The following is a 26,927-nucleotide window of genomic DNA, read 5'->3' on the forward strand; positions in this document are numbered from 1 at the left end:
GCGGCACGCTGCCGTTCCGGCCGGTTTCAGGTGTCGTCCGTGGAGAGCCGCGGCCCGGCGGCGACGATCGCGTGCACGGTCTCGGCGACGAGCCGCCGGTCCAGGGGTGCGTCGGCGAAGGCGCGGTGCATCGGCCAGCCCTCGATCAGCGCGTCGAGCGCACGGGAGACGCCGGGGGTGAAGTGCAGGGCGAGGCTGTCCCGGCTGCGTTCGAGCCAGGTGCGGGTCGTGACGGACACCGCCTCGTTGTGATTGGCGTAGGCGTACATCTCGAAGATGAGGGTCATGTCGCGTTCCGTGGCGTAGGCCGGACCGCAGATCAGCTCGACGACGGCCGACTCGGCCTCGGCCGTCGAGGCGGCGGACTGCAGGGTCTGCCGGTAGAGCCGGGACATGGTGTCCGACAGCCGGGCGAAGGCCTGGGCGAGCAGGTCCGCCATGCCGTCGAAGTAGTACGTCAAGGAGCCCAGCGGGACCTCCGCGTGTGCCGCGATCCTGCGATGGGTGGTCCGGTGCACGCCGCTCTCGGCGATCACGTCGAGGGCTGCGTCGAGAATGCGCTCCTTGCGTCCGGGATCGTTCGGGACCTCGCGTCGTGTGCCGCTCACGCCCTCAATGTGTCATGGGTTGACCGCTCCAGAGTGTGTACAGATGTACAACTAGTGTGTACGGTCGTACAGACTCATGCGCAGACACCCCTGGAGCCACCGTCCATGACCGCCGACCTCGCCCGGCGCCGTACCGCCGTCTTCGTCCTGTTCTTCGCCCCCGGCCTGATCATCTCCTCCTGGGTCACCCGCACCCCCGACGTCCGCGATCTGCTCGGCGCGTCCACGGCGCAGATGGGGCTGATCCTGTTCGGGCTGTCGGTCGGCTCGATGATCGGCATCCTGTGCTCGGGCGCGGTCGTGGCCCGTTGGGGTGCCCGGCTCGTCATCCTGGCCGGAACGTCGACCGTGGCGGCCGGTGCCGCGGTCGTCGGCGTCGGAGCCGCCACCGGATCGGGCCCCGGTGTGGCGCTGGGCCTCGCGCTGTTCGGTCTGGGCATGGGCGGCGGCGAGGTGGCCCTCAACATCGAGGGCGCGGAGGTGGAGCGGCTGCTCGGCCGCTCCACGCTGCCCGCCATGCACGGCTTCTTCAGCCTCGGCACCGTCGTCGGCGCGGTCATCGGTATGTGCCTGACGGCGGTCGGCTTCCCCGTGGTGGTGCATCTCCTCGCCGTCACGGGGCTGGTGCTGGCCGCGCTCGCCCTGGTCATCCGGCGTGTCCCCACCGAAGTGGGACGGCGGACCGTCGCCGAGCACCACGAGCCGGGCGCGGCGCGGGCGGCGGTGTGGAAGGACCCGGCGCTGCTGCTCATCGGCTGCGTCATCCTCGCCCTCGCCATGGCCGAGGGCACCGCGAACGACTGGCTGCCGCTGGTGATGGTGGACGGCCACGGCTTCGACGCCGCGCTGGGCTCCGCGGTGTACGCGGTGTTCGCCGCCGCGATGACCGTCGGGCGCTTCGTCGGCGGGCGGTTCGTGGACCGGTTCGGGCGGGCGGCGGCGCTGGGCGGGAGCGCGGTCGTCGGAGCCGCCGGACTGGCCCTGGTGATCTTCGTCGACAACCAGGCGGTCGCGGCTGCCGCCGCCGTCCTGTGGGGTCTGGGGGCGTCGCTCGGATTCCCCGTCGCGCTCTCCGCGGCGGGTGATTCCGGTGAGAACTCCGCGGCGCGTGTCTCGCTGGCCGCGACCGTCGGCTATGTCGCCTTCCTGGTGGGGCCGCCGTCCCTCGGTTACCTCGGCGAGCACTTCGGGCTGCGGCACGCGCTGATCCTGGTGCTCGTGCTGGTGGTGGCCGCGGTGTTCGCCACGCCCGCCGCCCGTTCACCGCGGGAGGTAGGGGACGCGGCACCGGCCCGCGGGTGACCTGCCGCTGCCGGTGCCGCCCGTCAACCGGTCGGGTGGGCGCCCGGGGTGTGGCCGAAGGCCCGCCGGAAGGCGTCGATGAACGCGCTGGCCGACGACCAGCCGCAGGCGTGCGCCACCGCCGTCACCGGGCTGCGGTCGGCGAGCAGGAGCAGGGCGTGCTGGAGGCGCAGCTGGGTGCGCCACTGCGGGAAGGTCATGCCGAGGTCGGCGCGGAAGAGCCGGGACAGGGTGCGGTCGCTCGCCCCGACGGCGCGGCCCAGTTCCCCGAGGGTGCGGGCGTCGGCCGGGTCCGCCCGGAGGATCGCGCACACGTCGCGCAGCAGGGGTGCGGTGGGGGTGGGCAGATGGAGCGGCTGCTGCGGTGAGGCCCGCAGCTGGTCGAGCAGGACGGCGCGGAGGCGGGCCCGTTCGGGGCTGCCGTCGTCCTCGCCGCGGGTGTAGGCGACGATCAGCTCGCGCAGCAGCGGGCCGACGGCGAGGACGGTGGGGGCGTCGAGCGCGAGCGGGTTCTCGGTGGCGGGCAGTCCGACGAGGTGCAGTTCGAGTTCGCCGTAGGCGCGGTGCGCGTGGACGGTGCCGGCCGGTACCCAGATGGCGCGGTTGCCCGGGGCGACCCAGGAGCCCGCGCCCGTCGTCACGGCCAGCACTCCGCGGCCCGCGTAGACGATCTGGTGGTCGTCGTGCCGGTGGGCGTCGATCTCGTGGCCGGGGGCCAGCCATCGGGTGTGGGTCGGGGCGACGGGCTGGTGGCGGATTTCCGTCATCACCTGGCAGATTACCGGAAGCGGGACAGGCCGCCCGGCTCGGAGCATGGCGGGGTGCGAAGGAACACATCGATCACTCTGCTGTCCGTCGGCCATGCCTGTGTCGACATCTACCAAGGTTCCGTGGCGGCGCTGTTGCCGTTCCTCGTCTCCGAGCGGGGCTATTCCTACGCGGTCGCCTCCGGTGTCGTACTGGCCGCGTCCGTCCTCTCCTCGGTGGCCCAGCCGTTGTTCGGGGCGCTCACCGACCGCCGGCCGATGCCCTGGCTGCTGCCGGTCAGCACCCTGCTGAGCGGTGCCGGTGTCGCGTCGAGCGGGGTCAACGGCTCCTACGCGCTCACCCTGGTGTTCGTGGCGCTGTCCGGGATCGGGGTGGCCGCCTACCACCCCGAGTCCGCCCGGGTGGCGCGTCTCGCCGGCGGGGGCAGCCATCGCGCGATGGGGGTGTTCGCCACCGGCGGCAACATCGGTTTCGCGCTGGCCCCGCTCATGGTGGGTGCCGTGGTGGCCACCGGCGGTCTGGGGTGGACACCCCTGCTGGTGATACCGGCGCTGGCCGGGACCGTGCTGAGCCTGCCGGTGCTGCGCGGCCTCCGGGACGGGACGGCCCACGCCGGCGGCGCGCCGGTGTCCGGCGGGAGCGACGACGTGGCGTCGTTCGTACGGCTGTCACTGGCCGTGGTGTTCCGGTCGATCGCGTTCGTCGGGCTGAGCACCTTCGTCTCGCTCTACGCCCAGCAGCGCACGGGCGGTGGCACGGCCGCCGGTACCGCGGCGTTGACGGTCCTGTACCTCGGGGGCGCGATCGGTTCGGTTCTGGGCGGGTCCCTGGCGGGCCGCTGGGACCGGGTGACCGTCTGCCGCTGGTCGTACGTCCTCGCCGTCGCGGCGGTGGCGGGTGTGGTGTGGGTGCCGGGTCCGGCCCTCTACGGGTTCGTGGCGCTGACGTCGGTCGGGCTGTACGTGCCGTTCTCGCTCCAGGTGACGCTCGGGCAGGACTATCTGCCCTCGCGGATCGGCACGGCCAGCGGGGTCACCCTCGGTCTGACCGTGAGCGTCGGCGGCCTGGCCGGGCCCCTGCTCGGCCGGCTCGCCGACGCCACCTCCCTGCAGCTGGCCCTGGCGCCGCTGGTCCTGATGCCCGTGCTGAGCCGACTGTTGTTCGGCACCCTGCGCGAGCCCGCCGTGCCGAGGTTCCGCGGTACGGCGCACGGGGTCGGCGGTCAGGCCGTCCAGACGCGGTCGGCGTAGTCGAGGAAGTTGCGGCCGAGGATCTTCTCGATGCGTTCGGAGCGGTAGCCGCGTTTCTCCAGGAGGCGGATCAGGTCGCGGAACTGGTCGACGCCGCGCAGGTCCACGACGAAGGGGTAGGTGTCGGCCCGTTCGCCGGCCGCGCCGACGCCGGCGGCCCGGCGGGCGGCGACGTGTTCGGCGAGGGCGGCACGGTAGGCGTCGAGATCGTCGACGGCGGTGACGCTGCCGTCGGTGCCGATGCCGACGTGGTCCTCGCCGCAGACGTCGACCGCGTGGACGATGTGCTCGACGACGTCGGCGGCGGTGGCGTGCCCGGTGAGGTTCAGGAAGGGCATGAAGTAGATGCCCACGAACCCGCCCCGGTCGGCGACCAGGCGCAGTTCCTCGTCGGTCTTGTTGCGGGGCAGGTCGGCCAGGGCGCGGCAGCCGGTGTGGTTGACGGAGACGGGCTGCCGGGAGTGCCGGGCGGCGTCCAGGCAGGTGTGCTCGCCGCTGTGGGAGAGGTCGACCATCAGACGGTGGTCGTTGAGTGCCTCGACGACCCGGTGGCCGAAGGGGGTCAGGCCGCGGTTGGCGGTGGCCATGGAGCCGTCGCCGAGGTGGTTGGCCTGGTTGTAGGTGAGCTGGACGACACGCACGCCGGCGTCGGCGAAGGTGGCGACGCGGCTGTCGACGAGGTCGGGGTCCTCGCCGACGGCGACGGCGTTCTGGAAGCCGTAGACGACACCGATCCGCCGTTCGCGGTGGGCGCGGTGGATGTCGGCGGTGGTGCGGACCTTCAGGAGGTCGGCGGGATGGTCGTCGATGATCCGGTCCCAGACCGCCAGCTCGTCGAGCGTGTGCTCGTACGGTGGCAGGTCGCCCATGGTGTAGCCGAGGGTGATGTTGACGGCGGTGAGGCCGGAGGCGTGCGCGTCGGCGATGGCGCGGGCGTCGACGGCGAGTTGGTCGCTGGCGGGGTTGAGCTGGGTGGCGGCGGCCCGGGCGGCGGGGGCGTTGGGGTTGTCGAGCTGGCCCAGGGCGTTGACGATCACTGGGCGTGCGGCGGTGTCGGTCACTGCGCGTCCTTCTCGAACTCGGCGCGGTCGAAACGGTGTCCGCGTTTGACGGTGAACGCGATGGTGCGCAGGTTGCCGATGTCCCGCAGGGGGTTCTCGTCCAGGACGGCGAAGTTGGCGAGCTTGCCGGGTTCGACACTGCCCATGTCCGCCTCGGTGCCGGCGGCCCGGGCGCCGACGAAGGTGGCCGAGCGCAGGACGTCGGCGGCGGGGATGCCGCAGTGGTCGACGAGGAAGGCGAGTTCGCCGTGGAGCGCGGGAAAGGGGTCACCGGGGTCGGTCTCGTGGTCGGTGCCCGTGCAGAGGTCGACTCCGGCGCGGTGCGCCTGGGCGGTGACGGCGGCGGTGAACTCCGCGTTGCGGCGGGCCCGTTCGGCGGACTCGGGCGTGTCGCCCCGGAGTTCGTCGCTCGTCCACATGGACGCGGTGGCGTCGAGGACCGTGCCGCGGCGGCGCATCTCGGCGAAGAGGTCGGCCAGTTTCGGGTCGTCGCCCGCGGCGAAACGGTCGTGGTCGACGGGTGGTTTGGTCTTGTAGCCGGTCAGCGGCTCGGTGGGATCCTCGAAGGCGAGCAGCGTGACATGGGAGACGCTGTCGACGCCCGCGCCGACGACCTCGCCGGGCGTGGCCGGGAAGACGGTGGCGTGCGCCCAGACGGCGATGCCCTGGCGGTGTGCCTCGGCGGTGACGGCGGCGACGGTCGCGGCGTCCAGGTCGGCGTAGACCTTGATCGCGGCGGCGTGGGTGCCGCGGGCCAGGGCGACGGCGATGGGCAGGTCGGTGTCGGGGGTGACGGCCTGCATCCAGGGGACGGCGCCGGGTACGGCACCCCGCGAGACCTCATGGGTGCGGGGGTCGTCGAAGAAGGTGGGTCCGGCCATGAGGGCGGCGTAGCGGATGTCGGGGCCGGGGATCTCGCCGACCAGCGTGGCCCGGGCGAGGTCGCCGATGTGGCGCAGGTCGTCGGCCATGTCGCGGACGGCGGTGACCCCGCTGTGGACCAGGCGCCGGAGCACCGCCTCGGCGACGGGGCGGTCGGGCGGGGTGGCCAGATGCTGGTGGGTGTCGATCAGGCCGGGGACGACGAAGCGTCCGTCGAGGTCGACACGGGGAGCGTCGGTGGCGAGCGGGGGCAGTGGGTCGGCGTCGCCGGTGACGGTGTGGAGCCGGGCGCCGTCGGTGACGATCGTGGTGTTCGGCCGGGGCGGGCTGCCGGTGCCGTCGAAGAGGGTGGCGCCGCGGTAGATCATGACGGTGCCGGCGGGCGGTGCGGCCCAGGGGGTCGGGGCACCAGGGGACAGATCGGTCATGGTCACCTTCGGTCCGCGAAACTGTCCACTGTTACGGCGTGGGTAACAGCTGTATCGTGTGGCGAAAACGCGGGTAACTGTACTCTGCGGCCGGTGGACCCCCGCAAGGGCCCGAACCGGACAGGACGGACCGGGCCGAAGCCGCACCGGGGACGAGAGGGAAGAGCCGCCGCCATGCCCGACGCACCTCCTGCCGCAGGGCCGCCCCGGTCGGCCGTGGACAAGGCGCTCGATCTGGTCGAGGCCGTCTCGCGCGCACCGCACCCGGTGCGGCTGACCGAACTGGCCGCCGAGGTCGGGCTGCACCGCGCCACCGCGTACCGGATCCTGCTGGACCTGGTCCGCCGGGGCTGGGTGCTGCGGGCCGGTGACCGCTACCTGCCCGGCGTCGCCGTGCTGCGGATGTCGGCGTCGGCCGCGGGCAACTCGCTGACCGCGCTGGCCCGTCCGGTGCTGGAGCGGTTGTCCGGCGCGACCTCGATGATGGTCAACCTTCAGGTGCTGGAGGAGGGCGGCGCCCGGGTGATCGACGTGGTCCGGCCCGAACGGCTCGCCATGATCAGCCACTTGCGGGGCGAGCTGCTGCCGGTACGGCGGTTCGCCGGGCCGCTCGCCCTGGTCGCCGCGCTCGAACCGGAGGCGAGGAAGCGGTGGTTGGGCGCGCTGACCGACGACGACGGCGATATCGCAAGGGAGTTGGCCGAGGTGGAACAGACCGGTGTCGCCGTGGAGCACGGACGTAACGACAAGCTGGTGGCTTCCGTCAGCCGGGCGGTGGTGCCCGGTCCGGGCGCACCGGTGTGTGCGCTGACGGTCGTGGGACCGGACGCGGAGTTCGACGGGCCGAAACTGACCGCAGTGGAACGGGAGTTGCGCGCCGCCGCCGATGAGCTGGTGGCGGCGCTGACCGCCGACGCGGCGGAGGCCGGCCGGTGAGCGGCGTTCTGGTGCTGGACCGTCGGCAGACGGCCGCGGCGCTGCAGCCGGCCGCCGTGCTCGACGCGGTCGCCCAAGCACTCGTCGCCGTCGCCCGTGACGAGGTCTCCGTCCCGCCGCGGATCGCCGCCCTGACACCCTCCGGCCTGCTCGGCGCGATGCCCGGTTACGTCCCCGGAGTAGGGCTGGCCGCGAAACTGGTCACCGTGACCGCCGATCCGGAGCACCCCGGACGCAGTTTCCACCGGGGGCTCGTCGCGTTGTTCGACGAGCACGACGGACGGACGATCGCGCTGGTGGACGCCGAGTCCCTGACCGAGGTCCGTACGGCGGCGTCCGCCACGCACAGCGCGCTGGCGCTGGCCGCCCGTCCCGGTCTCGGACGGGTGGCGGTGGTCGGGACGGGGGCCCAGGCACGCGCCCAGTTGGCGCTGCTCGCGGCGGTACGACCGGAGGCCGAGGTGGCCGTGGCGGGCCGAGACCCGCTGCGGACGCGTGCGGCGGCCGCGCTGTATCCCGGTGCGCGGGTCGCCCCGGGTATCGAGGACGCCGTACGCGGAGCCGATGTGGTGTTCTGCTGCACCGGCGCCACCGCTCCGGTCATCCGCCGGGAGTGGCTCTCGCCCGGCGTCCACCTCTCCTCGGTCGGCGGTGCGCAGGGGCCCGAGCTGGATCCCGGCACGGTCCGGGACGCGGTCCTGTTCGCCGAGTGGACGGGCGCGGCCGCGTTCCCGCCGCCGGCGGGTGCCCATGAACTCCAGGACCTCTCCCCCGGCCGGACGGTGACCCTCCTCGGCTCCGTGCTCGCCGGGGACCATCCGGGACGGGGCGGTGACACCGGTGCCCTGACCCTGTTCAAGTCCACCGGTCATGCCGCCCTGGACGTCGCGGCGGTCCGGGTGGCCCACGACGTGGCAGGTGCGCGGGGGTGGGGGGTGCGGGTGGACCTGTGACGGATCCCGGTCCGCGCCCGGTCTCAATGACGTGCGTCGCGCAGGAGGGTGTCGACCGTGCGGTGGGCGAAGGCGGTCAGTTCTTCCGGGTCCTGACGGCCGAAGGTCTGGCTCCACAGGGCGAAGCGGCCGAACAGGGCCGACCACAGGGTGATGGCGGCGTTCTCGGTGCCGTCGGGCCAGCTCAGCCCTTCGTCCTCGCAGGCGCTCAGGGCGTCGACCCACTGCTGCCGCAGACGGAGCGCGGGATGGGACTCGCGGGGGATCCCGAAGGCGGTGGCGTCGTAACCGAACATGAGCCGGTAGACGCCCCGTTGGGTGCGGGCGAAGGTGCAGAAGGCCTCGGACTGGGCCCGCAGCCGCTCGCGGGCGTCGGCTCCGTCGGCAGCCGCTTCGGAGTCGGCGTCGCGCATGGCGGTGACGAGGCGCTCGTAGCCGTCCTCGGTCACCGCGCGGGCGAGCTCGTCCTTGTCGGCGAAGTGCAGATACATGCTCTGGGCGGCGATGCCGACCTCCCGGGCCACTTCGCGGAGGGAGACGGGGAGAGCGTCGTTGGCCACCTTCTCGTCGAGCAGGCGGGCGACGGCCTCCAGGATGTCCTGGCGGAGGCGGTCACCCTGCCCTCGCGGGTTGCGTCTGCGTACGGTGGCGGTTGGCTGGTCGGTCACCTTTCTCATTGTGGTGTATGCGCCGACGGGGCGGACCGCCTGCCCCGGCGGCCCGCCCCGCACCGGCTATGCCTCCGCGAGCGTGCGGGTCGCCGTGGCCATCGCCTGGCCGGCGGCCGGGAAGCCGATGTAGGGGACGGTGTGCAGGACCGCCTCCAGGATCTCCTCCGGACTGAGCCCGTTGGCCTGGCCGGCCACGACGTGGTTGCGCAGCTCCGTCTGATGCCCCTGGGCCATCAGGACGCCCAGCGTGATCAGGCTGCGGCTGCGCCGGTCGAGGCCCTGGCGGGCCCAGATCTCACCGAACACCTGCTCCAGGGCGAGCCGGGCGAGGGTGGACACGGGCCCGTCCCCCTCGGGCTGGGCACCCATGTTCGCGGCCATGAACTCCTCGCCCAGCATCTCCTGGACCACGCGTTCTCCGGCCGCTCGCCGGGAACGCGCGGCGGCGGTGTCCTGTTCCGTCCTGCTCATCGCTGTGCTCCGTTGTCGTCGGGTGCGGTCAGGCGGGCCAGCATGCCCAGGCCGGTCGAGGCGGTGGTGCCGGCGTCCACCGGGAGCACCGTGCCGGTGATCCACCGTGACTCCGGGCTCGTCATGAACAGCGCGGCCCAGGTAGTTGGCCTTGCGCCGCAGTTCCCGGCCTCCTGCCCCGCCCTGGTCGCCCATGGGGGTGTGGAGGTGGCCGGGGACCAGGCAGTTGACACGGAACGGATCCCGGCCGGGCGCGCGCCATGGGCCATGCGAACATCCCCACGTCCCGCAACCTGCCGAACTACATCAACACTTTCCTGAGGGACAGTTTCACCGAGGACGATCTGGCGAACGGCGGCAGCGACCGGCTCGTCGACGCGATCGTCGTCTGGGGCGACGAAGCGCGCATCAAGGAGCGGCTGGACACCTACTTCGCGGCGGGAGGGCCAGCCGATCGGGAAGGGCATGCGGGAAGGCTGGCGTCGCCTCGCGGACGCTCTCTTCGGGTGACCGCGGTCCGGGATACGGCCGAGGTGACGCCCTCGGAGCCGGTCCGGCGACACCTGGCCAGCGCGCGGGTGGAGAAGGCCTTCAACAACATCGACTTCCCTCGGCTGTCCACCGGCGCCCGCCCCGCGGGCGCCCCGGACCGCAGCGCCCTGCCGGTCGCCGGTGACGACCCGCAGGCCAAGGAAACGGTGAGCCGGCTGCTGGACGTGCTCGGCTACGACGCCGTCGACACCGGCCTGCTCGCCGACAGTTGGCGCACCGAGCCGGGCACGCCGGTCTACGTCCGGCCGTACATGGCCGAGCGCCCCGAGGGGCTGAGCGAGGAGGAGGCGAAGCGCTGATTCCGGGAGACACCGGGGGTGCCGGTGCCGGTCGCCCGGGTGAAGGAGCTGGTGGGGCAGGCCGTGCGGCATCGGGCGCAGGGCACTTCCACCCGCGGCCTCACGGTCTGAGCCGCACCGCCGTCGCGGGGTGGGAGATCAGGCACGCCCGTGTGAGCGGCGTGCCCGTCCCTTCCACCGCCGGTCTCACGGCCGGCGCGGATCGATCGGGACCGTGAGGGCCGACCGCTGCTGGATCACCTCGCCGGCCTGGAACAGCCACTCCTCCTCGAAGGCCCGGCCCACGAGCTGGACGCCCAGGGGTGCGCCCTCAGTCGGCGTGACGCCGAGGCCCAGCCCGGGGATGCCGAGCACCGGAACCGCGGTGTTGGGCCACTGATGGGTCATCAGTTCACGGGCCCGCTCCACCGACTCCAGGTCTCCGCCGAGCGGGAACGGCGGCTCGCCGGAGGCCGGCAGCAGGAGGATCGGGTAGCGCGCCATGAACTCGGCCACCTGTCTGCGCACCAGGGCACGGCGCTGGTAGGCCGCGACATAGTCGGCGAACGAGACCTCCCCGACGGCTTCCTCCACCACGGCGTACATCAGGTCGTAGAACCTGCGGATGCCGGCGTCCCCGACCCGGTGGACCTCGGCGACCAGACCGCCCACGCGGAACTCGGTCAGCACCAGCCGCCACCACAGTGTGGCCGCCTCGCCGAGTGCCGGGAGTTCGACCTCCTCGACCTCGTAGCCGGCGTCGGCGAGCCAGGCGCCTGCCGTGCGGACGGCGTCGTCGGTCTCGCGTCGCCCCCGCCCGGCCAGCGGGTGGTCACCCGGATCGGTCACCATGGCCACGCACACGGGGCGGTCCTCGGGACCGGGCGCCAGGTGCCGTACCGGCACGGCCATCGGGTCGCGCGGATCCGGCCCCTCCATGACACTCAGCCCGAGACGCAGGTCGGCGACGGTGCGCGCGAGAGGGCCCTCCACTCCGAACTGCTGGACGGCGAGCGGCACGCCCCAGCCCGGCGGCGAGTGCCAGAGCGGGACCCGGCCGACGGTGGGGCGGATGCCGACGACCCCGCAGGAGGCCGACGGGTAGCGGATCGAACCGGCGATGTCGTTGCCGTGCGCCAGAGCGACCACTCCGGTCGCCACCGCGACGGCGGCTCCCCCGCTCGAACCACCCGGTGTGACCGCCGGGTCCCAGGGGTTGCGGGTGATGCCGAAGTGCTCGCTCTCCGTCGTCCACCGGGTGGAGAACGGCGGGCAGTTGGTCCGTCCCACCGGGATCGCGCCGGCGTCCAGCAGCCTGGTCAGCGCGGGCGCGGTCTCCGCCGCGATGTTGTCGAGATAGGCGGCCACGCCGTCGGGGGTGGGTCGACCGGCGACGGGGGTGTTCAGCTTGAACGCGGTCGGCACCCCGTGCAGCGGGCCGACGGCGTCGCCGCGCGTGGTGGCCGCGTCCGCGCCCTTCGCGGCGGCGAGGGCGTCGTCGGCCACCTCGCCGAAGGCGTTCGTCACCTCGTTGGTCGCTTCCAGCCTGGCCAGGGACGCGGCCACCACCTCGGCCGCGGAGACCTCCTTCTCCCTGATGCTCCGCGCGGTCCGCTCGGCGGACCACCGCCACAGTTCGTCACTCATCGTCGGGGGTCCCTCGCTCTTCCTGGAGGCGTGTCACGATCGAATGAAAACTTTGTACGGCCCGTTCAAACTTCTGTCAATGCATTCGATACTCTTCCGAATATTAAGCGGAGAGGTCCGCAGCGGCCCGAACGACAGGAGCCCCCATGACGACCGCCACGACATCGGCGACATCGACGACCAAGGCACTGATGGCTCGTCGCAGCGCCACACTCGGGCCCCACTCGCCCACGTTCTACGCCGAACCCCTCCAACTGGTCTCGGGCGAGGGGGTCTGGCTGCGCGGGGCGGACGGGGTCGAGTACCTGGACGCTTACAACAACGTGCCGCACGTGGGGCACTGCAATCCGGTGGTCGTCGAGGCGATCGCCGCGCAGGCGGCCCGCCTCAACATCCACACGCGTTACGTCCACGAGACGGTCGTCGAGTACGCCGAGGCGCTGCTGGGCACCTTCGCGCCCCCACTGGACAAGGTGTTCTTCACCAACAGCGGGTCCGAGGCCAACGAACTGGCCCTGCGCATGGCCCGCCAGCACACCGGCAGCACCGGTGTACTGGTCTCGGACTTCAGCTACCACGGCAACACCACGAGTCTCGCGGTGCTCACCACCGGCCTGACCGTCCGGGAGCGGCTGGGCTCGCACGTGCGGGCGCTGCGCATCCCGGATCTCGCCGCCGACCCGCGCCCGGAGGAGACGGTGCTGGCCATAGCCCTGAACGAGGCCCGGGCCGCGATCGCCTCCCTCGTCGCATCCGGCCACGGGGTCTCGGCCCTGCTCTTCGACCCCCTCTTCTCCACCGAAGGCCTGCCGTGCGTGCCCGCGGGATACGTGGAGGGGGTGGCCGGCCTGGTGCGGTCCGCGGGCGGCCTGGTCATCGCCGACGAGGTGCAGTCCGGCTTCGGCCGCACCGGGACCCGGCTGTGGGGCCACGAACTGTTCGGCATCACCCCCGAGTTGGTCACGCTGGGCAAGCCCATGGGCAACGGACATCCGCTGGGGGCGGTGGTGACCACGAGTGGTCTGCTGGAGGAGTTCGGCAGCGCGAACCTGTACTTCAACACCTTCGCCGGCAACCCTGTCTCGGCGGCCGCGGGCGCGGCCGTACTGCGGGAGATGGCCGACCGGGAGCTACGGGCCGGCGCGCTGGAGGTGGGCGACCGCGCTCGTGCGCTCCTGGAGAAGCTGGCCGCCGCCCACCCCTCTGTAACGACGGTCAGGGGGACCGGGCTGTTCTTCGGTCTGGAGTTCGCCGACGCCGGCGGTCACCCCGACGCCGGACTGACCGGGCGGGTGGTGGAGGACCTGCGGCGCAGAGGCGTACTGATCAGCAGGGTCGGCCGGCACGACAACGTGCTCAAGATCCGCCCTCCGCTCGTCTTCGGGCACGACCACCTCACAGTCCTCGTCGACCGGCTCGCGGCGAGCCTCGACGCGCTGGAAGCCGCGTAGGTGCGCACGAACCCGGCTCCTGCCGACCCGTGCCCGCTAGGCCTCCATGCCGGGCAGGGCTCCGGAGACGAGCCTGCCGCCGAGGAGCGTGGCGGTGACCTTCGTCCCGGGCAGGTCGTCGAGGGCGCAGGTGACCGGGTCGCGGTCGAGCAGGATCACGTCGGCATGGCTGCCCGGGCGGAGATCGCCGATGCCCGGCCAGCCGAGCACCTCGGCCGCCTTCCGGCCCCACATGGCGTAGGCCTCCTGCTGGTCCACCCGTTGCGCCGGGCCGTCGTTGGAGCGCACCCCCTTGCCCATTGTGTGGGTGACGGCGAGCGCCATGGACTCCCACGGGTTCTTCGGGCCCCAGTCGGTGCCGGCGGCGACCTTGATCCCGGAGTCGAGCATGCGGCGGAAGGCGTTCAGGTCGGCGAGCACCTGCTCGCCCATGCGCTCGCGGTACATCTCCCCCTTGCCGTAGGTGAAGGCGGTGCTCACGGTCATGTCGAACCCGTGCTCGGCGTAGCGCTCGGCCTGGCGGGCGTCGAGGAAGATCGAGTGCTGGAAGATCCAGTGCTCGCCGCCGTTCAGCACGCCGTCCGCACGGAGTTCGTCGAGCAGGCCGAGGACGACGTCGTGCTCCTTGAGCCCGCCGCCGCACAGGTTCACCCGCAGGCCGCGTTCCGCCGCCTCGCGCAGTGCCGTCCCGAGGATGTGGGGCGGGATGAACCAGTGCCCCTCGGTCGGTTCGCCGTACGGTCCCGTGTACGGCTCGCGCATGGCCAGGTGCCCGTTGTAGCCGGGGCCGGTGGCCGCCATGGTGAAGCCGTTGACCTTGAACAACTCGCCCCTGTCGCCCTGGACGGCCGCGGCCTTCGCCAGGTGCTCGGCGAGCTTGTGTTCGTCGGGTGTCTCGACCTTGATGGCCGTGGCCGAGCCGAGCACCTCCGGCGCGGCCATGACCCGGAGGGTGAGCGCGCCCGCCCGGTCGAGGGCCTCGTACACCCCTATGTGCTCGGGGTCCATGGCGTGGCCCTCGTAGATGGTTGTGACGCCCAGGCCGTTCTGTTCCGCCATCGCGGCGTTCATCGCCGGGGGCAGCAACTGCGGCTGTATGAAGGGGATCCGGCCCCAGACCTCGGCCCAGTGGTCGTCGTGGGTGTGGTTGTAGTAGTTGTTCACGGCTCCCGAGACCCGTCCGGTCGGGCGGCCCGTCGTGTCCCGCTCGACGGTGACGCCGCCGCCGTCCGGCGCGTCCGCGTCGATGCCCAGCGCCGTCAGCGCCGCCGAGTTGAACGCGGCGTGGTTCGGCACCCTGGGCGCCCAGGCCTGGATCATCACGGGGTGCTCGGTGGTCGCCGCGTCCAGCGCGGCGGCGTCCGGCAGCGCGCCCTCCGGGAGGTCGCGCCACGACTGCTTCTCGTAGAAGTGGGCGTCGCCGACGGGGGTCGTCATCACCCACTGGCCGGCGGGAGTCGTCCTGGCACGTTCCCGGACGGCGTCGACGACGTCCGCCCACGAGCGCGCGTCGCGCACATCCACCAGCGGGGCCGCGAACATCGCGAAGTGGAGCATGTGGGGGTGGGTGTCGATGAGGCCGGGCGCCACCACGGATCCGGTCACGTCGATCTCGCGTGCGCCGGGACACTGCTGCGACACCGTCCGCCGGTCACCGACGCAGACCACTCTGCCGTCCCGGATGCCGATCGCCTCGGCCGTGGTGGACTCGTCGACGCGGACCAAACCTCCGGTCAGGACAAGGGTCTGACCTGCTTCGTTGCTGGAAGTACTCATGCCTCGATGCAACGTCAGCGAGCGGATACCGACAATCGGGAATGTTACGGATCGCCAGAAGGAGGCAGCCGTGAACCTCATGGAGCGCGCCCGCGAGGACACCCCCGGCCACGACGCGTCGGCCGTACGGCTCGCGGTGCGTGTCGGGGTCTGCGTGGACGAGGAGTCACCGGCCGGCGCGCTCGCGGCGATCATGACGCACACGGGCGCCGACATGGCCCAGCTCGACACCTGGGACGGGACCCGGGCGGCGAGTCTGGCCGTCCAGGGCTGTCCGCGCGACGTCGCCCGCGTCCTCCGCGAGGACCTGCCGGCCGACCCGGTCTTCGGCCGCCATCTCCGCGACGCGCCCGCAGCCTGTCTGAGCGACGACATCGGATTCCGCCGCTCGCCGTACTACACGGACTGCTTCGCGCCGGCGGGAGTCGCGGCCGGCCTTTCCCTCACCCTGCGCGACGTGTCGGGGCGGGCGGCGGGGTTTCTGCACCTGGCCGGCGCGCGCCCCGGGCAGTTCGGCGAGCACCACCGCGCACTGCTCGGCACCCTGATGCCGCTCCTGAGCCGGGCCGCCATGGTGCCGCATCCCTCGACAGCGCTGATCCCCAAGTCCTACGCCGTCTCGCTCGTACGGTTCGGCCGCGTCGAGCCGATCCGGGGCCGCACGCCCGCCGTCGTGACCGCCGACCCCGAGGTGCGCGAACTCGTCCGCCGCTTCGCCCTGCAGCGGACGCCGTACCTGCAGTTCCTGTGGCCCGCCGAGAGCCGTTGGTTCGAGGTCCGGATGGTGCGTGACACGGAACAGGATCGGACGACGGCCGTTGCCTGCCGGCCGGCACCGCTCCCGTACCGGCTGACGCCCCGTGAGCTGGAGGCGCTGACGGCCCTGACCGCGGGGGCGACCAACCGTCAGCTCGCCGGCACGCTGACCATCAGCGAACGCACCGCGATGACGCATGTCGAGCACATCCTGTACAAACTGGCGGCACCCGGCCGTACCGCCGCCGCGGTCCGCGCGGTCCGTGAGGGAATCCTGCTGCCCAGCACCGACCCGGCATCGCCTCGCGCCATCGAACGACTGCTGGGCGCCGCCAGGGAGCCGACCCCATGACGAGGAGGTGGAGTCGGTGCTGGGCAGCGAAATTCCGTACGGTCCGTTCAAATTTCTTTCGCTCCTTATTGACTCCTTCCTCACCGTCAGCCTACGTTTCCATCGCTGACATGGTTCACATTCAGCACTCCAAGACCGGCGACCACACACAACAGAAGGAATTCCCACGTGCCCCCCAAGGCGAAATCGGGTGACCGTGCCGCGCCGCTGTCGCTCCGCGAGCGCAACAAGCTGCGGACCCGCCAGGAAATGCTCCAGGCAGCCCTGGAGGTCTTCGCCGAGTCCGGATTCGGGTCGGCCACCGTCGAGAACATCGCCTCCCGCGCCGGGGCGTCGAAGGTAACGCTCTACACCTACTTCCCGCAGGGACGCGAAGAGCTCTTCCGCGAACTCTACGAGGAGATCAACAACGAACTCCTGGAGAAGGCGTCGCAGATCTACGCAGCCGAAGGCGACTTCGCCGAGCGCGTTCTCGCCCTCACCGAGGCGCTGCTGGACGTGGCCCGACGCCCCCTGATCGGCCGCTTCTACTCCATCGACGACCCGGCTCTCGACGTGGCACTCAACCCGGTACGCGGTCACGCGTCCCGGGTGTGGGCCGACCTCATCGCGAAGGACCTGGCGGCCGCCCGGGCCAAGGGCACCGTCACGCACGCGGCGCCGCCGCACGCCCTGGCGGAGCTCCTGGTGGGAGCCATGCGGTCGGCGCTGTCGGAGGTCGCCCGGGACACCACACGTACCGACGACATCATCCAGGCCATGCAGGCCCTGGTCAGAGGAGTCTGACCGGGCGCCCCGGCTTCCAGCGAGAGAAAGGCCCGCCCGAGATGCTTGCCGACGTCGACTCCGCGAGGAGCCTCGCCGCCCGTGCGCTGACCTGTTTCAGCCGCAGCGGCAAGGGCCGCGTCACCTTCGTCAAATACCGGGAGAACTACGTCTTCAAGGTCGACGAGCAGGACGGCAGCTACGCACTGCGGCTGCACCGCAGCGGCTACCGGTCCGACGCCGAGATCGTCGAGGAGCTCGAACTGCTCGGTTCCCTGGCCGGGGCCGGTGTGCCGGTCCCCCGGGTCCGTCCCGCCCTCGACGGGCGGCCGCTGGCGCGGGTCACCGACGAGGACGGGGACGCGCACCAGGTCTCCATGCTGGAGTGGGTGCCGGACGCCGCTCCCCTCGGCGACATCGGGGAGGCCTTCACCGGCGAGGCCGTCGTCGAAGCGGCCGACTTCTCGGACCTCGGCGCCCTCATGGCAGACCTGCACCTGCGTGCCGCCGCGCTCCCGCGCCCGGCGTCCGCCAGACGCCCTTGGGACGTCGACGGACTCCTCGGCGACCGGGCGGTCTGGGGCGACCCGCGCCGTGCCTTCGCTCCCGGCACAGCCGGACACGCGACCATGGCCACGGCCGTCCCCCGACTCGAAGCGACGCTCCGCGCGTACGGGACGGCCGCCGACCGCTACGGTTCGATCCACGCCGATTTCACTCCCGAGAACGTCCTGGTCGGCGACGGGGGTATGACCGTCATCGACTTCGACGACAGCGGTGACGGCTACTACCTCTTCGACCTCGCGACCGCGGCCTTCTTCTACCTGCCGCACCCGCGCGCCGACGACATCGTCCCGGCGCTCCTGACCGGCTACCGGCGGATCCGCGCGCTCAGCGACGAGGACATCGCGATGTGGCCCGCGATGCTCCTGGCGCGCGGACTCACCTACCTGGGCTGGGCCGTGGACCGCCCGGGCGACGAGACCTCGGACTTCATCCTCGAACAGGTCCGGCCCCTGGTCGTGGACCTGGCCGGGGCATTCGTCGCGTCTCCGGCGGGCCGGCTCGGGGCACCGGCCTGAGCGTCAGCGCTCACCCCCTGACCGGCACCTGCGGCCCATCCGACCGACGCGCTCTCGACAGTTCCAACGGCTGTGCGGCGATGGTTGGTTCCCGACAGGAACGTGACGTTTCGCCCAGTCCGTCGGCCTGTCGCAGCGCACCGTGACGGCCCCATACTCCAGGACCTGACGAACCGACGGGCGAAGGAGCACGGTGGGCGGAGCAGCGGCGGCAGGGACCTGGAAGCTCGGGGACCTGGAGGTGAATCGCATCGGCTACGGCGCGATGCGGCTGACGGGCAACGGCATGATGGGGAACTCCGACGGCACGCCGATCGACCGCGATGCCGCCGTCGGCCTCCTGCACAGCGCGTTCGAACAGGGTGTCAACCACATCGACACCGCCGCCTTCTACTTCTCGCCGCTGCGGTCCGCGAACGAGCTCATCAACCGCGCTCTCTCATCCTGGACCGGCGAGGTCGTCGTGGCGACCAAGGTCGGACCGGCGCGCGATCCCGCCGGCGAGTGGCTCACCACGGTCCGCCCCGACCAGCTGCGCGGCCAGGTCGAGGAGAACCTGCGCCAGCTCGGCCGTGACCACCTGGACGTGGTGAACCTGCGCTGTGGCGGCCCCCGTACAGCCTCGATCGGCGAGCTCTTCGGCGCCCTCGCCGAGCTGCGCCAGGCGGGCCTGATCCGGCACCTCGGACTCTCGGCGGTCCGCCCTGAGCATGTGGCCGAAGCCCTGACGATCGCACCCGTGGTCTGCGTGCAGAACTCCTACGGCCTGGACTGGCGCCGCGCCGACGAGAGCGGGTTGGTGGACCTGTGCGGGGAGCGGGGCATCGCCTTCGTGCCGTTCTTCGCGGTCTCCGGTCTGCGGCGCGAGGCAGCCGCGGGCCAGGAGCACGACGAGCGCGTCCGCTCCGTCGCCCGCGCCCACCATGCGACGCCGGCGCAGGTACGGCTCGCCTGGACCCTCCACCGCGGCCCGCATGTACTGGCCATTCCCGGCACCACGAATCCGGTCCACCTGGCGGAGAACATCGCCGCCGGAGGCCTGCGCCTGACCGAGGAGGACCTGGCCGTCCTCAACAAGCCGGTCAGCTCCGCGACCTGACCGCGAACCCACGGCTCTGAAACTCCTTCGGTTCGACCCCACCCAGTAGCCGCGACCGGGGCACGGGCAGCCTCCGACAGCCGCACCCCCACGCATGGCCACCGGGTCGAGCAGCGGCACCGAGGAGGCGCTGGCGCGGCGCGAGGCCCTGCTGCGCCTGTCCCCGACCCCCGTGTCCGCGAAACTGCGGCACCTGTCGGCGCTCGTGGGCCTGGACATCCCCGCGGACCGCCTCCGTACCCCGCTCACTTCTCGCGAACGCGCCGCGCTGCGCCCCGCGCCGTACCAACTCCACGCCGAGAACAGCGTGCGCCTGCTCACCGAGGGACGCACGCCCTACGAGGCGATCCTGCGGGGTGTCACCGACTTCCACACCACCCTCCTGGGCAGCCCCGAGGAGATCGCCGACGACATGCAGGAACTCTTCGAAGCCGGTGCGTGCGACGGATTCGTCATCCTCCCCGACGTCATCAGCGACGGCCTCCCCGCCTTCACGGACCGGGTGATCCCGGTCCTGCAGCGCCGGGGCCTGTTCCACCACGACTACGAGGCCACCACCCTGCGCGGGCATTTCGGCGCACCGCACCAGTACGGACGCGCCACGGCGCCCGAGCCGACGACCGCCCCGGAACCCAGCCGGAACTGAAGGGACACCGACCTCGCCAAGCCGGACGGCCAGGGCCAAGAGCTCGCCGACGCACTGCGGGCCCGCCCCGACGACCCCCGACCGCCACCGGTTCACGCAACGCAGACAGGCGCCGCCGACGCACATCAACTGGTGTACACCGTCGGCCAACGGCCCCCACACCGACCCGGGCTTCCTCTCACCGCGCCGCGCACACGGCGCCGTTCACCCCTCCGCGCGTCGGCCTGGCGCGGGGAGGTCGAGCACCGGCTTCTCGTCGGTGTGCGGGGGCGGTTCCGCCTCCAGTCGTCGGGCCACCAGATAGAGAGCGGCCGCCAGGGTTTCGCCGAGGGGCAGGCCCGCCGCCCGCTCGGGCCGCAGGGCCCAGTTCTCCACGGCGACACGCAGCGCGGCGTTCAGCATGCCCGCTTCCACCCGGACGGCGAGGTCGCATTCGGACCGACCGGTGCCTTCGGCGATCACCGTGGCGAACACCGCTTCGGCGTCGAAGTGCGTCTCCAGCCAAACGGCGCGCAGACCGGGCTCGTCGCGGCTCAGCCGCACCAGGTCACGGAGCGCCCCGATGGGCTGTGCCGCGACGACGCCCGGGTCGTCGATGCCGGAAATGGCCTGGGCGAGCGACGTCTCGCCTCTCCAATGGGCCCGCAGGCGCTCCGTGATGATGCCGATGCCCGCCGCGAGGAGGGGGCGTACGCACTCCTCCTTGGAACGGAAATAGCGCCACAGGGTACGCGTGGATATCCCGGCCGCCGCGGCGATGTCCTCCGCGGTGGTCGCGGCCACGCCCTGTGCGCCGAAGAGCCGCACCGCCTCCTCCGCGATCTCCATGCGCGTCGCGTCGCGTCGCCGTTCCGTCAACGGCGGTCGCCCAGCGCGGCCTTCGGGTCGCCCGGTCATGCGCCTCCCCTCGACTGAGACAAGGAGATCCTAGATCCTGTCGCAGTGCGACTTCATGGCACAGCGCGACAGAAGGTGCTAGTGTGACCGCGCCCCAGATTCGCCATGGACACATCAATGTGCATCAAGGCCATGGTGAGTCGACCGCGCTTCCGGTCGGCGCGCCCGAAACTCCGCCGCGCCCCCCACTCCGCTCGCGAGTGCCTCTCCCCACACACTCCGGCCCCGCATGGCCCACGGCCCGGGGCCGCCCCGCCCGATGGGACTCCCCCATGCCCAACACCCCTTCATCTCAGCCCACTTCCGGGCCCAGCCGCCGGCACGTGCTCGGCGCGGCCTTACTCGGCGCGACCGCGATGGGCGCACCCCTGGCCGGTGCCGGTCCGGCGTGGGCGACGGCCCCCCGGCAGTCGGCCTCCCCCTCCTCCGTTCCCGTGACCGAGCAGCGTGAGCGGGCCGTGGTCGTGGGCACCGGCTTCGGCGGGGGTGTGACCGCTCTGCGGCTGGCCCAGGCCGGGGTGTCGGCCCTGGTCCTGGAACGTGGGCGACGCTGGCCCACCGGCCCCGACGCCACCACCTTCTGCCGCTTCGCCACCATGGACAACCGCTCCGCCTGGCTCACCGACCACAGCGTCATCCCGGGCGTCGACAAGACGTGGACGCCCTACACCGGCGTACTCGAAGCCGTCGAGGGCAATGGAATGACCGCCATGTGCGGGGCCGCGGTCGGCGGCGGATCGATCATGTACCACGGGATGACGCTGCAGCCGAGCAAGGCCGACTTCGCCGCCTCCATGCCCGCGGCCGCCGGCATCTACGACGAACTGGACCAGTGGGCCTACCCCACCGTCGCACGGATGCTGGGCATCTCCACGATTCCCTACGACGTACTGGCCAGCACCCCGTACACCTCGTCCCGTCTGTTCGAGGACACCGCTCCCAAGGCGGGCCTGACCCCGTTCCATGTGCCCCTGCCCATCGACTGGAGCTTCGTCCGGGGTGAGTTGTACGGCCAGTACGAGCCGACGTACACCACCAGTGACATCGCGTTCGGCGTCAACAACGGCGGCAAGCACTCGATCGACGTCACCTATCTCGCCCAGGCGGAGGCAACCGGTCTGGCCCGGGTGGCACCCCTGCACATCGTCCGCGACCTCGCGCTCGACGCCGACGGGCACTGGGTCCTGTCCGTCGACCGCATCGACACCGCGGGCACCGTACAGGAGCAGAAGCGCATCGTCGCGGACGCGGTGTTCCTCAACGCCGGCTCCCCCGGCACCACCCGGCTCCTGGTCAAGTCCCGCGCCAAGGGCCTGGTGCCCGACCTGCCCGATGCCATCGGCACCCAGTGGGGCAACAACGGTGACCGGATCTACGCCTGGATCGGCATGGACGGGGACATCGGAACCCAGCAGGGCGGGCCGGCCTGCGTCGGCGGCCGCGACCCCGAGAGCCCGATCCCGCTGACCGTCGTGCACGCCGGATCGCCGATTCAGCAGCCGGGTGTCAAGGCGATGTCGGTCATCGGCTTCGGTCTCGTCGAGGCCGCGGGCACCTGGGCCTACGACGCGGACACGGACGACGCCGTGCTGACCTGGCCCTCCTCCGGTGACGCCGCGCTGCAGCAGCTGATCGCCGCGCGTATGCAGGCCCTCGCCCAGGCGGGTGGCGGCATGATGATCGACACCAACGCCGGCGCCCCCTCGACCTGGCACGCCCTGGGCGGAGTGCCCATGGGAGACGCCGTCGACCTGTACGGCCGCGTCCTCGGCCATCGAGGCCTCTATGTCCTCGACGGAGCGAGGATTCCGGGGTCCACCGGCGCGTGCAACCCGTCCATGACCATCGCCGCCCTCGCCGAACACAGCCTGGCGGCCATCGTGCGGCAGGACCTCGGGCGCGTCTTCTGAGTCGGCGGGCACCGCGCGGCAGGAGAGCCTGCCTCCGGCCCTCTGCGCAGACGTCATGGATAACGACGGCGTCTCGACACGTTACCGTTCCTGGTATGAGTGCGACGAGGGCCAGGACAGGACGACAGCGACCGGCCGCCACCTACGGGCCGGCGCGCGATGCCGCGCGGGACGCCCTGATCGTCGAGGCCACCCTGGACCTGCTCGCGGAACAGGGCTACGGCGACCTGACGATGGACCAGGTCGCGGCCCGGGCCGGGGTCAGCAAGGCGACCGTGTACCGGCGCTGGGCCTCCCGGGAGGACCTGGTGGCCGACGCTCTGGAGACGCTCGACTTCACCCCGCCGGAAGGCGACGGCCCGCCCCGCCCCGCCCGCCTTCGGGACGACCTGGTGCACACCCTCACGAGCACCTCCGGATGCACCGGTGACCGCGGCCCCCGCCTGACCGCGGTCCTGCTCGCCACGACCCGCAGCAATCCCGAGGTGACCTTCGACCTGCGCGCGCGGTACGTCGAAGCCCAGCGGACCGGCATCGCGGGCTGCCTCCACCGGGCCGAGGAACGAGGAGAACTCGACAGCACCCGCGTCGGGCAACTGCTGGAACCCGGACGCCTGGAGATCACCGCAGCGATCGCCCTGATGGTGCATCAACCCCTGTTCGACGAGCGCGCCTTGGGCGCCGGGGACATCGCGCGGATCGTGGACCAGATCCTCGTGCCGCTCGTCTCAGGTGCGCACTGACCGCGACCGGAACTGCCGTGCGCGGTCAGCCCCGGTCGCGTACCGGGACGCGCAGATCGACCACCTTCCCCGTGAGCGGCGCTGGCTCCCCGCGGAGGACGGACTTCGCCACCTTTCCGCTCGACGTGTGCGGCAGCTCGTCCCTGAACTCCACATAGCGCGGCACCTTGAAGGCGGCGAGCCCCTGACGGCACCACTCCTCGACCTCCCCCGCCGACAGGGCCGCTCCGTCCTTGAGGACGAGTACGGCCTTGACCTCCTCGCCCCTGTCGGGGTCGGGCACAGGGATGACCCCGGCCTCGGCGACCTCGGGCAGTTCCAGGATGCGCAGCTCGACCTCGGCACAGGAGATGTTCTCCCCGCTGCGCTTGACCATGTCCTTGATACGGCCCTCGAAGTAGTACAGGCCCTCCCCGTCCCTGCGGACGAGGTCTCCCGTGCGGTACCAGCCGCCGGGCAGGAACAACTCCGCGTTGGCCTCCGGGCGGTTGTGGTAGCCCAGCATCATGCCGCTCCCGCGCAGGCACAGCTCTCCGGACGTGCCCGCCGCCACCTCGTTGCCGTCCACGTCGATGATCTTCGCCTCCCGGGTGGGCCACAGGGCGCCGATGGTAGGCGTGCCCACGAGGTCGGTGCGCTCCCAGGGGACGAACGTGCCGTTGCCGGCCTCCGTGCTCGCGTACCAGTCGCGCGCCCGCAGTCCGAAGCGCTGTTCGAGGGCGGCATGGGCCTTGCCGGATATCTCGGAGATCGGCGCCTTCTTGATGGCGAGTTGCCTGTCGGTGTCCCGCGCGGGCTCGTCGAGAAGGAAGTCGTCGAGCCAGGCGAAGTCGATCCGGTGGTCGACGAGCCAGCCCATGAACTTGCGGCGGCTCAGGCCGGCGGTGACGCACAGGGCACCACCACCGGCCATGGCGATCATGAAGTAGGCCTGGTTCTGCATGTAGTAGAAGGGGTGGTCGGCCAGCAGCCGCTGCGGATCGTCGAAGAGCGCGCTCCCGTACACCCCGAACTCGATCCAGTACTCGTGGGTGAGCAGGCAGCCCTTCGGAAGGCCGGTGGTCCCGGAGGTGAACTGGATGTTGACCACGTCCAGGGGGTCGGCCCGGTGCGTTCGCGGGGTGACCCCCGACGCCACCAGGTCCGAGAAGACCGGGCCCGCGCCCGGGACGTCATCGCCCACCGCCACGACCCGGCCGAGCGGGACCGGCCCCACACCGCCGTCCTGCCGCAGCCGTACGATCGTCTCCGCGTCGGCGATCAGCCAGCGGGCGCCCGCGTCGCTCAGCACGAAGTCGACCTCGCGCGCGGTGTACTTGACGTTCAGTGGCACGGCCACCGCGCCCGCCTCGATGACGGCCAGCCAACTCAGCGGGAATTCAAGCTGGTTGCCCAGCATGATGCCGACCTTGTCGCCCGGCGCCACACCGGCGGACTCCAGCCCGGAGCGGACCCGGGCGACGAGCTCACGCAGCTCGGACCAGGTGTGCTCGCTCGGCTCCCCCTCGATCATCCTGACGGCGAGGCGGTCGCCCCACCGGTCGGCCGCGAGGTCGAGGGCCTCGGGGACGGTCAGACCGAGGAAGCCTCGGTGATGAGGGGCCAACTCGATGTGCAGTTGCTCGGGCATCAGCGACTCGCTTATGTCGTCGTGAAAGGCGTCATGAAAAGCCGTCGTGAAAAGACGGTCGTGAAAGGACGTTCGTGAAAAGACGGTCGTGAAAGGACGTCGTGGGCGAAAGGGGCCGGCTCAGGCGTCGTCGTCCCGCAGGACGCTCAGGGACAGCCGCAGGCCCTCGGCACCGCCGAGCGCGAGCGCGGTGGTGGTCGTGGCCGCCTTCAGGGCGTCCCAGGCGTCGGACCCGTCCCCCGGGTTGAACATGAAGTCCGGGTGGTCGCTGCCCGCCAGGTGCAGCCGCAGACGGTGACCGGGGGCCACCCGGTAGGCGGCGTGCAGGAGACTCACCCGGAAGGGCGTACCGTCCTCCGCCTCGGACAGCCCGGACAGGCGGACGTTTCCGCGTGCGATGAGCGATCCTGTTCCGTCCGCGTCGATGTCGAGCAGTCGGACGTGCAGGTCCGCGCTCGGCTGGTCCGCCCGGAGAGTGCCGTGCAGGGTCACGGGGCCGGCGAGGACGAGCCCGTCCGGCAACGGCTCGGTCTGCGCCGAGGCGACGTCACCGCGTTCGGTGTCGAGGGAGAGGTCGCGCATCCCGTGGACCATGGCGAAGGCGTCGTTCGCGATCGACGGCACCAGGTCGGCGCCGTCCGCGGTCCAGCGCAGGAACCCGCCCTCGGCGGCGGGGCGTTCCGGGGTGAGGTGTCCGTGGCGCTCGTCCTCGCCCGCGGCCGTGTGCAGCACGACCTGCCGGGCGGCCGGCGGCGGCCACTCCTCTGCCGTGCGCCAGCCCTCACGGCAGACCTCGTACGCGACGCGCGTGGGCGGCTCGGCCCGGGAGCGGCCGAGCCAGTGGTCGAAGAAGGCCAGTGCCGGGTCCAGGATCTTGGCGATCAGGCGGGTGCGGGCCTCCGGGGATTCCGCGTGGTTCTTGTCCGGGGTGATCGGTGCGTCGGCGAGGCTGAAGTTCTCGTGGTCGATCGCCTCCAGCCTGAGGTGGAGGTGCCGCGCCCACTCGGGGTCCTGGCGGAGCCGCGTGACGTCGTTCCAGGACCAGGGCGCGCAGTTGTCGTACCAGCCGACGGTGAACAGCGTCGGCACGGGCCTGGCACTCACCAACTCCTCGACGTCCAGGGCGCGGAGCGCCGAAGGTTCGGTGATGTCGCGGTCGTAGCTGGGTGATCGCTGCCCGATCTCGTCGAAGAACCGCTCGAACTGGTCCGCCAGGGGCCGCTGCGACCAGTCGGCCTCCCACAGGAAGGTGTCCCTGGCGACGTAGTGGGTGGCGAAGTACTCCCTGCGCCAGGTCGTGTCCACCGCCGGGGAACCGTCGATCGCCGGGACGGCGCGGCTGAGTTGGGTGCCGGTGAGCCGCGGGGCGATCGCACGCAGCGCGGGGTGGCCGGAGGCGGCCGCGGCGAGCTGGGTCAGCCCGAAGTAGGAGTCGCCCCACATGACGACGGACCCGTCGCACCAGTCCTGCCTCGCCACCCAGTCGACGGTGTCGTGGCCGTCGTTCACCTCGTGCACGCCGAACTCGGTGGCGCCCTCGGACCGGAACTTGCCCCGTACGTCCTGGATGACGGCCGCGTAGCCGCGTTCGACGATGTGGGCCGCGATCTCCGGCATGAAGCAGTAGATGCCGTCCTTGTCGTACGGCAGCCGGACCAGCACTGCTGGGGCCGGGCCGTCGTCGGAGGGGAGATAGACGTCGGCCGCCAGCTCGGCCCCGTCGCGCATGGGGATCCCGACGGGGCGGGCTTGGGCCGGGACCGCGCCCGGTTCGAACCGAACGATGTTCATGGGGAGGTGACTGCCTTTCGATCTGCGGCCTGGGCCGATCGAGGTGGGGAGGGACCGGGCGGGGCCCGGGAGGCGTCTGCGGGTGCGGCGATCGTGGGACGACCGGGCCGGTGCTTCTCGTCGCCACGCCGTCGGCCGGGTCCGGGCCGGCGGAGACGTGCGGAGGGCCCAGGAGCCCTTCATGAAGCAGTCGCTATATAGCATGCACTATATAATCGGGGC

The 26,927-nt window shown here is 71.9% G+C and carries 25 protein-coding genes; 13 read left to right on the plus strand and 12 right to left on the minus strand.

Annotation, left to right across the window (positions count from 1 at the left end; all coding sequences use genetic code 11):
- Positions 1 to 26 precede the first annotated feature (26 nt).
- Positions 27 to 608: a TetR family transcriptional regulator gene (locus tag AB0D85_RS08995; RefSeq protein ID WP_362315889.1), complete on the minus strand. Its 582-nt coding sequence runs from the start codon at positions 606 to 608 to the stop codon at positions 27 to 29.
- Positions 609 to 713: 105 nt separating this feature from the next.
- Between AB0D85_RS08995 and AB0D85_RS09000 the strand changes: the two genes are divergently transcribed.
- Positions 714 to 1,910, plus strand: a complete 1,197-nt coding sequence (locus AB0D85_RS09000) for an MFS transporter (RefSeq protein WP_362315892.1) — start codon at positions 714 to 716, stop codon at positions 1,908 to 1,910.
- 23 nt (positions 1,911 to 1,933) lie between these two features.
- On the opposite strand, the gene AB0D85_RS09005 is transcribed toward AB0D85_RS09000, so the two are convergent.
- Positions 1,934 to 2,677 carry a helix-turn-helix transcriptional regulator gene (locus tag AB0D85_RS09005; protein WP_362315895.1) on the minus strand — a complete coding sequence of 248 codons (744 nt, stop codon included), beginning with the start codon at positions 2,675 to 2,677 and terminating at the stop codon, positions 1,934 to 1,936.
- A 54-nt stretch (positions 2,678 to 2,731) separates the two neighbouring features.
- On the opposite strand from AB0D85_RS09005, the gene AB0D85_RS09010 reads away from it, so the two are divergent.
- On the plus strand, positions 2,732 to 3,928 hold the full coding sequence (locus AB0D85_RS09010) for an MFS transporter (protein ID WP_362315897.1): 1,197 nt from the start codon (positions 2,732 to 2,734) through the stop codon (positions 3,926 to 3,928).
- Here AB0D85_RS09010 and AB0D85_RS09015 read toward each other — a convergent pair.
- The gene (locus AB0D85_RS09015; protein WP_362315899.1) at positions 3,901 to 4,989 is read right to left on the minus strand and encodes a membrane dipeptidase; all 1,089 of its coding nucleotides are present in this window, start codon (positions 4,987 to 4,989) and stop codon (positions 3,901 to 3,903) included. The genes AB0D85_RS09010 and AB0D85_RS09015 overlap by 28 nt on opposite strands.
- Positions 4,986 to 6,299, minus strand: coding sequence for an amidohydrolase family protein (locus tag AB0D85_RS09020; RefSeq protein ID WP_362315902.1), 1,314 nt, complete (start codon positions 6,297 to 6,299; stop codon positions 4,986 to 4,988). Before AB0D85_RS09020 ends, AB0D85_RS09015 begins: the two co-directional genes overlap by 4 nt.
- 174 nt (positions 6,300 to 6,473) lie before the next feature.
- On the opposite strand from AB0D85_RS09020, the gene AB0D85_RS09025 reads away from it, so the two are divergent.
- Together AB0D85_RS09025 and AB0D85_RS09030 are read left to right on the plus strand one after the other, a co-directional pair.
- Positions 6,474 to 7,235 (plus strand): helix-turn-helix domain-containing protein, encoded by a 762-nt coding sequence (locus AB0D85_RS09025; RefSeq protein WP_362315905.1) that lies wholly within the window; start codon positions 6,474 to 6,476, stop codon positions 7,233 to 7,235.
- Positions 7,232 to 8,188 carry an ornithine cyclodeaminase family protein gene (locus AB0D85_RS09030; protein ID WP_362315908.1) on the plus strand — a complete coding sequence of 319 codons (957 nt, stop codon included), beginning with the start codon at positions 7,232 to 7,234 and terminating at the stop codon, positions 8,186 to 8,188. The genes AB0D85_RS09025 and AB0D85_RS09030 overlap by 4 nt, the downstream gene beginning before the upstream one ends.
- A gap of 23 nt (positions 8,189 to 8,211) precedes the next feature.
- Here the strand turns inward: AB0D85_RS09030 and AB0D85_RS09035 are convergent, their stop codons facing one another.
- From AB0D85_RS09035 to AB0D85_RS09045, 3 genes are all read right to left on the minus strand, one after another.
- Positions 8,212 to 8,856, minus strand: coding sequence for a TetR/AcrR family transcriptional regulator (locus AB0D85_RS09035; RefSeq protein WP_362315910.1), 645 nt, complete (start codon positions 8,854 to 8,856; stop codon positions 8,212 to 8,214).
- Positions 8,857 to 8,922: 66 nt separating this feature from the next.
- Positions 8,923 to 9,330, minus strand: a complete 408-nt coding sequence (locus tag AB0D85_RS09040) for a carboxymuconolactone decarboxylase family protein (RefSeq protein ID WP_362315913.1) — start codon at positions 9,328 to 9,330, stop codon at positions 8,923 to 8,925.
- On the minus strand, positions 9,327 to 9,563 hold the full coding sequence (locus tag AB0D85_RS09045) for a hypothetical protein (protein ID WP_362315915.1): 237 nt from the start codon (positions 9,561 to 9,563) through the stop codon (positions 9,327 to 9,329). The genes AB0D85_RS09040 and AB0D85_RS09045 overlap by 4 nt, the downstream gene beginning before the upstream one ends.
- Positions 9,564 to 9,590: 27 nt before the next feature.
- Between AB0D85_RS09045 and AB0D85_RS09050 the strand changes: the two genes are divergently transcribed.
- A complete protein-coding gene (locus tag AB0D85_RS09050; RefSeq protein WP_362315918.1) occupies positions 9,591 to 10,181 on the plus strand; it encodes a hypothetical protein in 591 nt (196 codons plus the stop codon).
- Positions 10,182 to 10,367: 186 nt separating this feature from the next.
- Here AB0D85_RS09050 and AB0D85_RS09055 read toward each other — a convergent pair whose 3' ends face one another.
- Entirely contained in the window at positions 10,368 to 11,807 is a 1,440-nt protein-coding gene (locus tag AB0D85_RS09055; RefSeq protein WP_362315921.1) for an amidase, read from the minus strand.
- Positions 11,808 to 11,953: 146 nt separating this feature from the next.
- On the opposite strand from AB0D85_RS09055, the gene AB0D85_RS09060 reads away from it, so the two are divergent.
- On the plus strand, positions 11,954 to 13,258 hold the full coding sequence (locus tag AB0D85_RS09060) for an aspartate aminotransferase family protein (RefSeq protein WP_362315924.1): 1,305 nt from the start codon (positions 11,954 to 11,956) through the stop codon (positions 13,256 to 13,258).
- Between the two features lie 36 nt (positions 13,259 to 13,294).
- Here AB0D85_RS09060 and AB0D85_RS09065 read toward each other — a convergent pair whose 3' ends face one another.
- Complete coding sequence (locus AB0D85_RS09065; RefSeq protein WP_362315926.1) at positions 13,295 to 15,034, minus strand: amidohydrolase family protein; 1,740 nt, start codon at positions 15,032 to 15,034, stop codon at positions 13,295 to 13,297.
- Positions 15,035 to 15,113: 79 nt separating this feature from the next.
- Here AB0D85_RS09065 and AB0D85_RS09070 point away from each other — a divergent pair, with 79 nt between their 5' ends.
- The 5 genes from AB0D85_RS09070 (at position 15,114) to AB0D85_RS09090 (ending at position 19,734) form a co-directional block, all read left to right on the plus strand.
- Positions 15,114 to 16,142 carry a LuxR C-terminal-related transcriptional regulator gene (locus AB0D85_RS09070; RefSeq protein ID WP_362316613.1) on the plus strand — a complete coding sequence of 343 codons (1,029 nt, stop codon included), beginning with the start codon at positions 15,114 to 15,116 and terminating at the stop codon, positions 16,140 to 16,142.
- Between the two features lie 168 nt (positions 16,143 to 16,310).
- Entirely contained in the window at positions 16,311 to 16,928 is a 618-nt protein-coding gene (locus AB0D85_RS09075; protein WP_362315929.1) for a TetR/AcrR family transcriptional regulator, read from the plus strand.
- A gap of 41 nt (positions 16,929 to 16,969) precedes the next feature.
- The gene (locus AB0D85_RS09080; protein WP_362315933.1) at positions 16,970 to 17,989 is read left to right on the plus strand and encodes a phosphotransferase; all 1,020 of its coding nucleotides are present in this window, start codon (positions 16,970 to 16,972) and stop codon (positions 17,987 to 17,989) included.
- Positions 17,990 to 18,182: 193 nt separating this feature from the next.
- Positions 18,183 to 19,088 (plus strand): aldo/keto reductase, encoded by a 906-nt coding sequence (locus tag AB0D85_RS09085; RefSeq protein WP_362315936.1) that lies wholly within the window; start codon positions 18,183 to 18,185, stop codon positions 19,086 to 19,088.
- A 94-nt stretch (positions 19,089 to 19,182) separates the two neighbouring features.
- A complete protein-coding gene (locus AB0D85_RS09090) occupies positions 19,183 to 19,734 on the plus strand; it encodes a hypothetical protein (protein ID WP_362315939.1) in 552 nt (183 codons plus the stop codon).
- Between the two features lie 204 nt (positions 19,735 to 19,938).
- On the opposite strand, the gene AB0D85_RS09095 is transcribed toward AB0D85_RS09090, so the two are convergent.
- A complete protein-coding gene (locus AB0D85_RS09095; protein WP_362315942.1) occupies positions 19,939 to 20,631 on the minus strand; it encodes a helix-turn-helix domain-containing protein in 693 nt (230 codons plus the stop codon).
- Between the two features lie 434 nt (positions 20,632 to 21,065).
- Here AB0D85_RS09095 and AB0D85_RS09100 point away from each other — a divergent pair, with 434 nt between their 5' ends.
- Entirely contained in the window at positions 21,066 to 22,541 is a 1,476-nt protein-coding gene (locus AB0D85_RS09100) for a GMC oxidoreductase (protein ID WP_362315944.1), read from the plus strand.
- 95 nt (positions 22,542 to 22,636) lie between these two features.
- A complete protein-coding gene (locus AB0D85_RS09105) occupies positions 22,637 to 23,284 on the plus strand; it encodes a TetR/AcrR family transcriptional regulator (RefSeq protein ID WP_362315947.1) in 648 nt (215 codons plus the stop codon).
- A 25-nt stretch (positions 23,285 to 23,309) separates the two neighbouring features.
- On the opposite strand, the gene AB0D85_RS09110 is transcribed toward AB0D85_RS09105, so the two are convergent.
- On the minus strand, positions 23,310 to 24,914 hold the full coding sequence (locus AB0D85_RS09110; RefSeq protein ID WP_362315950.1) for a class I adenylate-forming enzyme family protein: 1,605 nt from the start codon (positions 24,912 to 24,914) through the stop codon (positions 23,310 to 23,312).
- 120 nt (positions 24,915 to 25,034) lie between these two features.
- Positions 25,035 to 26,705 (minus strand): CocE/NonD family hydrolase, encoded by a 1,671-nt coding sequence (locus AB0D85_RS09115; protein WP_362315953.1) that lies wholly within the window; start codon positions 26,703 to 26,705, stop codon positions 25,035 to 25,037.
- Positions 26,706 to 26,927 lie beyond the last annotated feature (222 nt).

This window comes from Streptomyces sp. NPDC048277 (genome assembly GCF_040652235.1).
GTDB lineage: Bacteria > Actinomycetota > Actinomycetes > Streptomycetales > Streptomycetaceae > Streptomyces.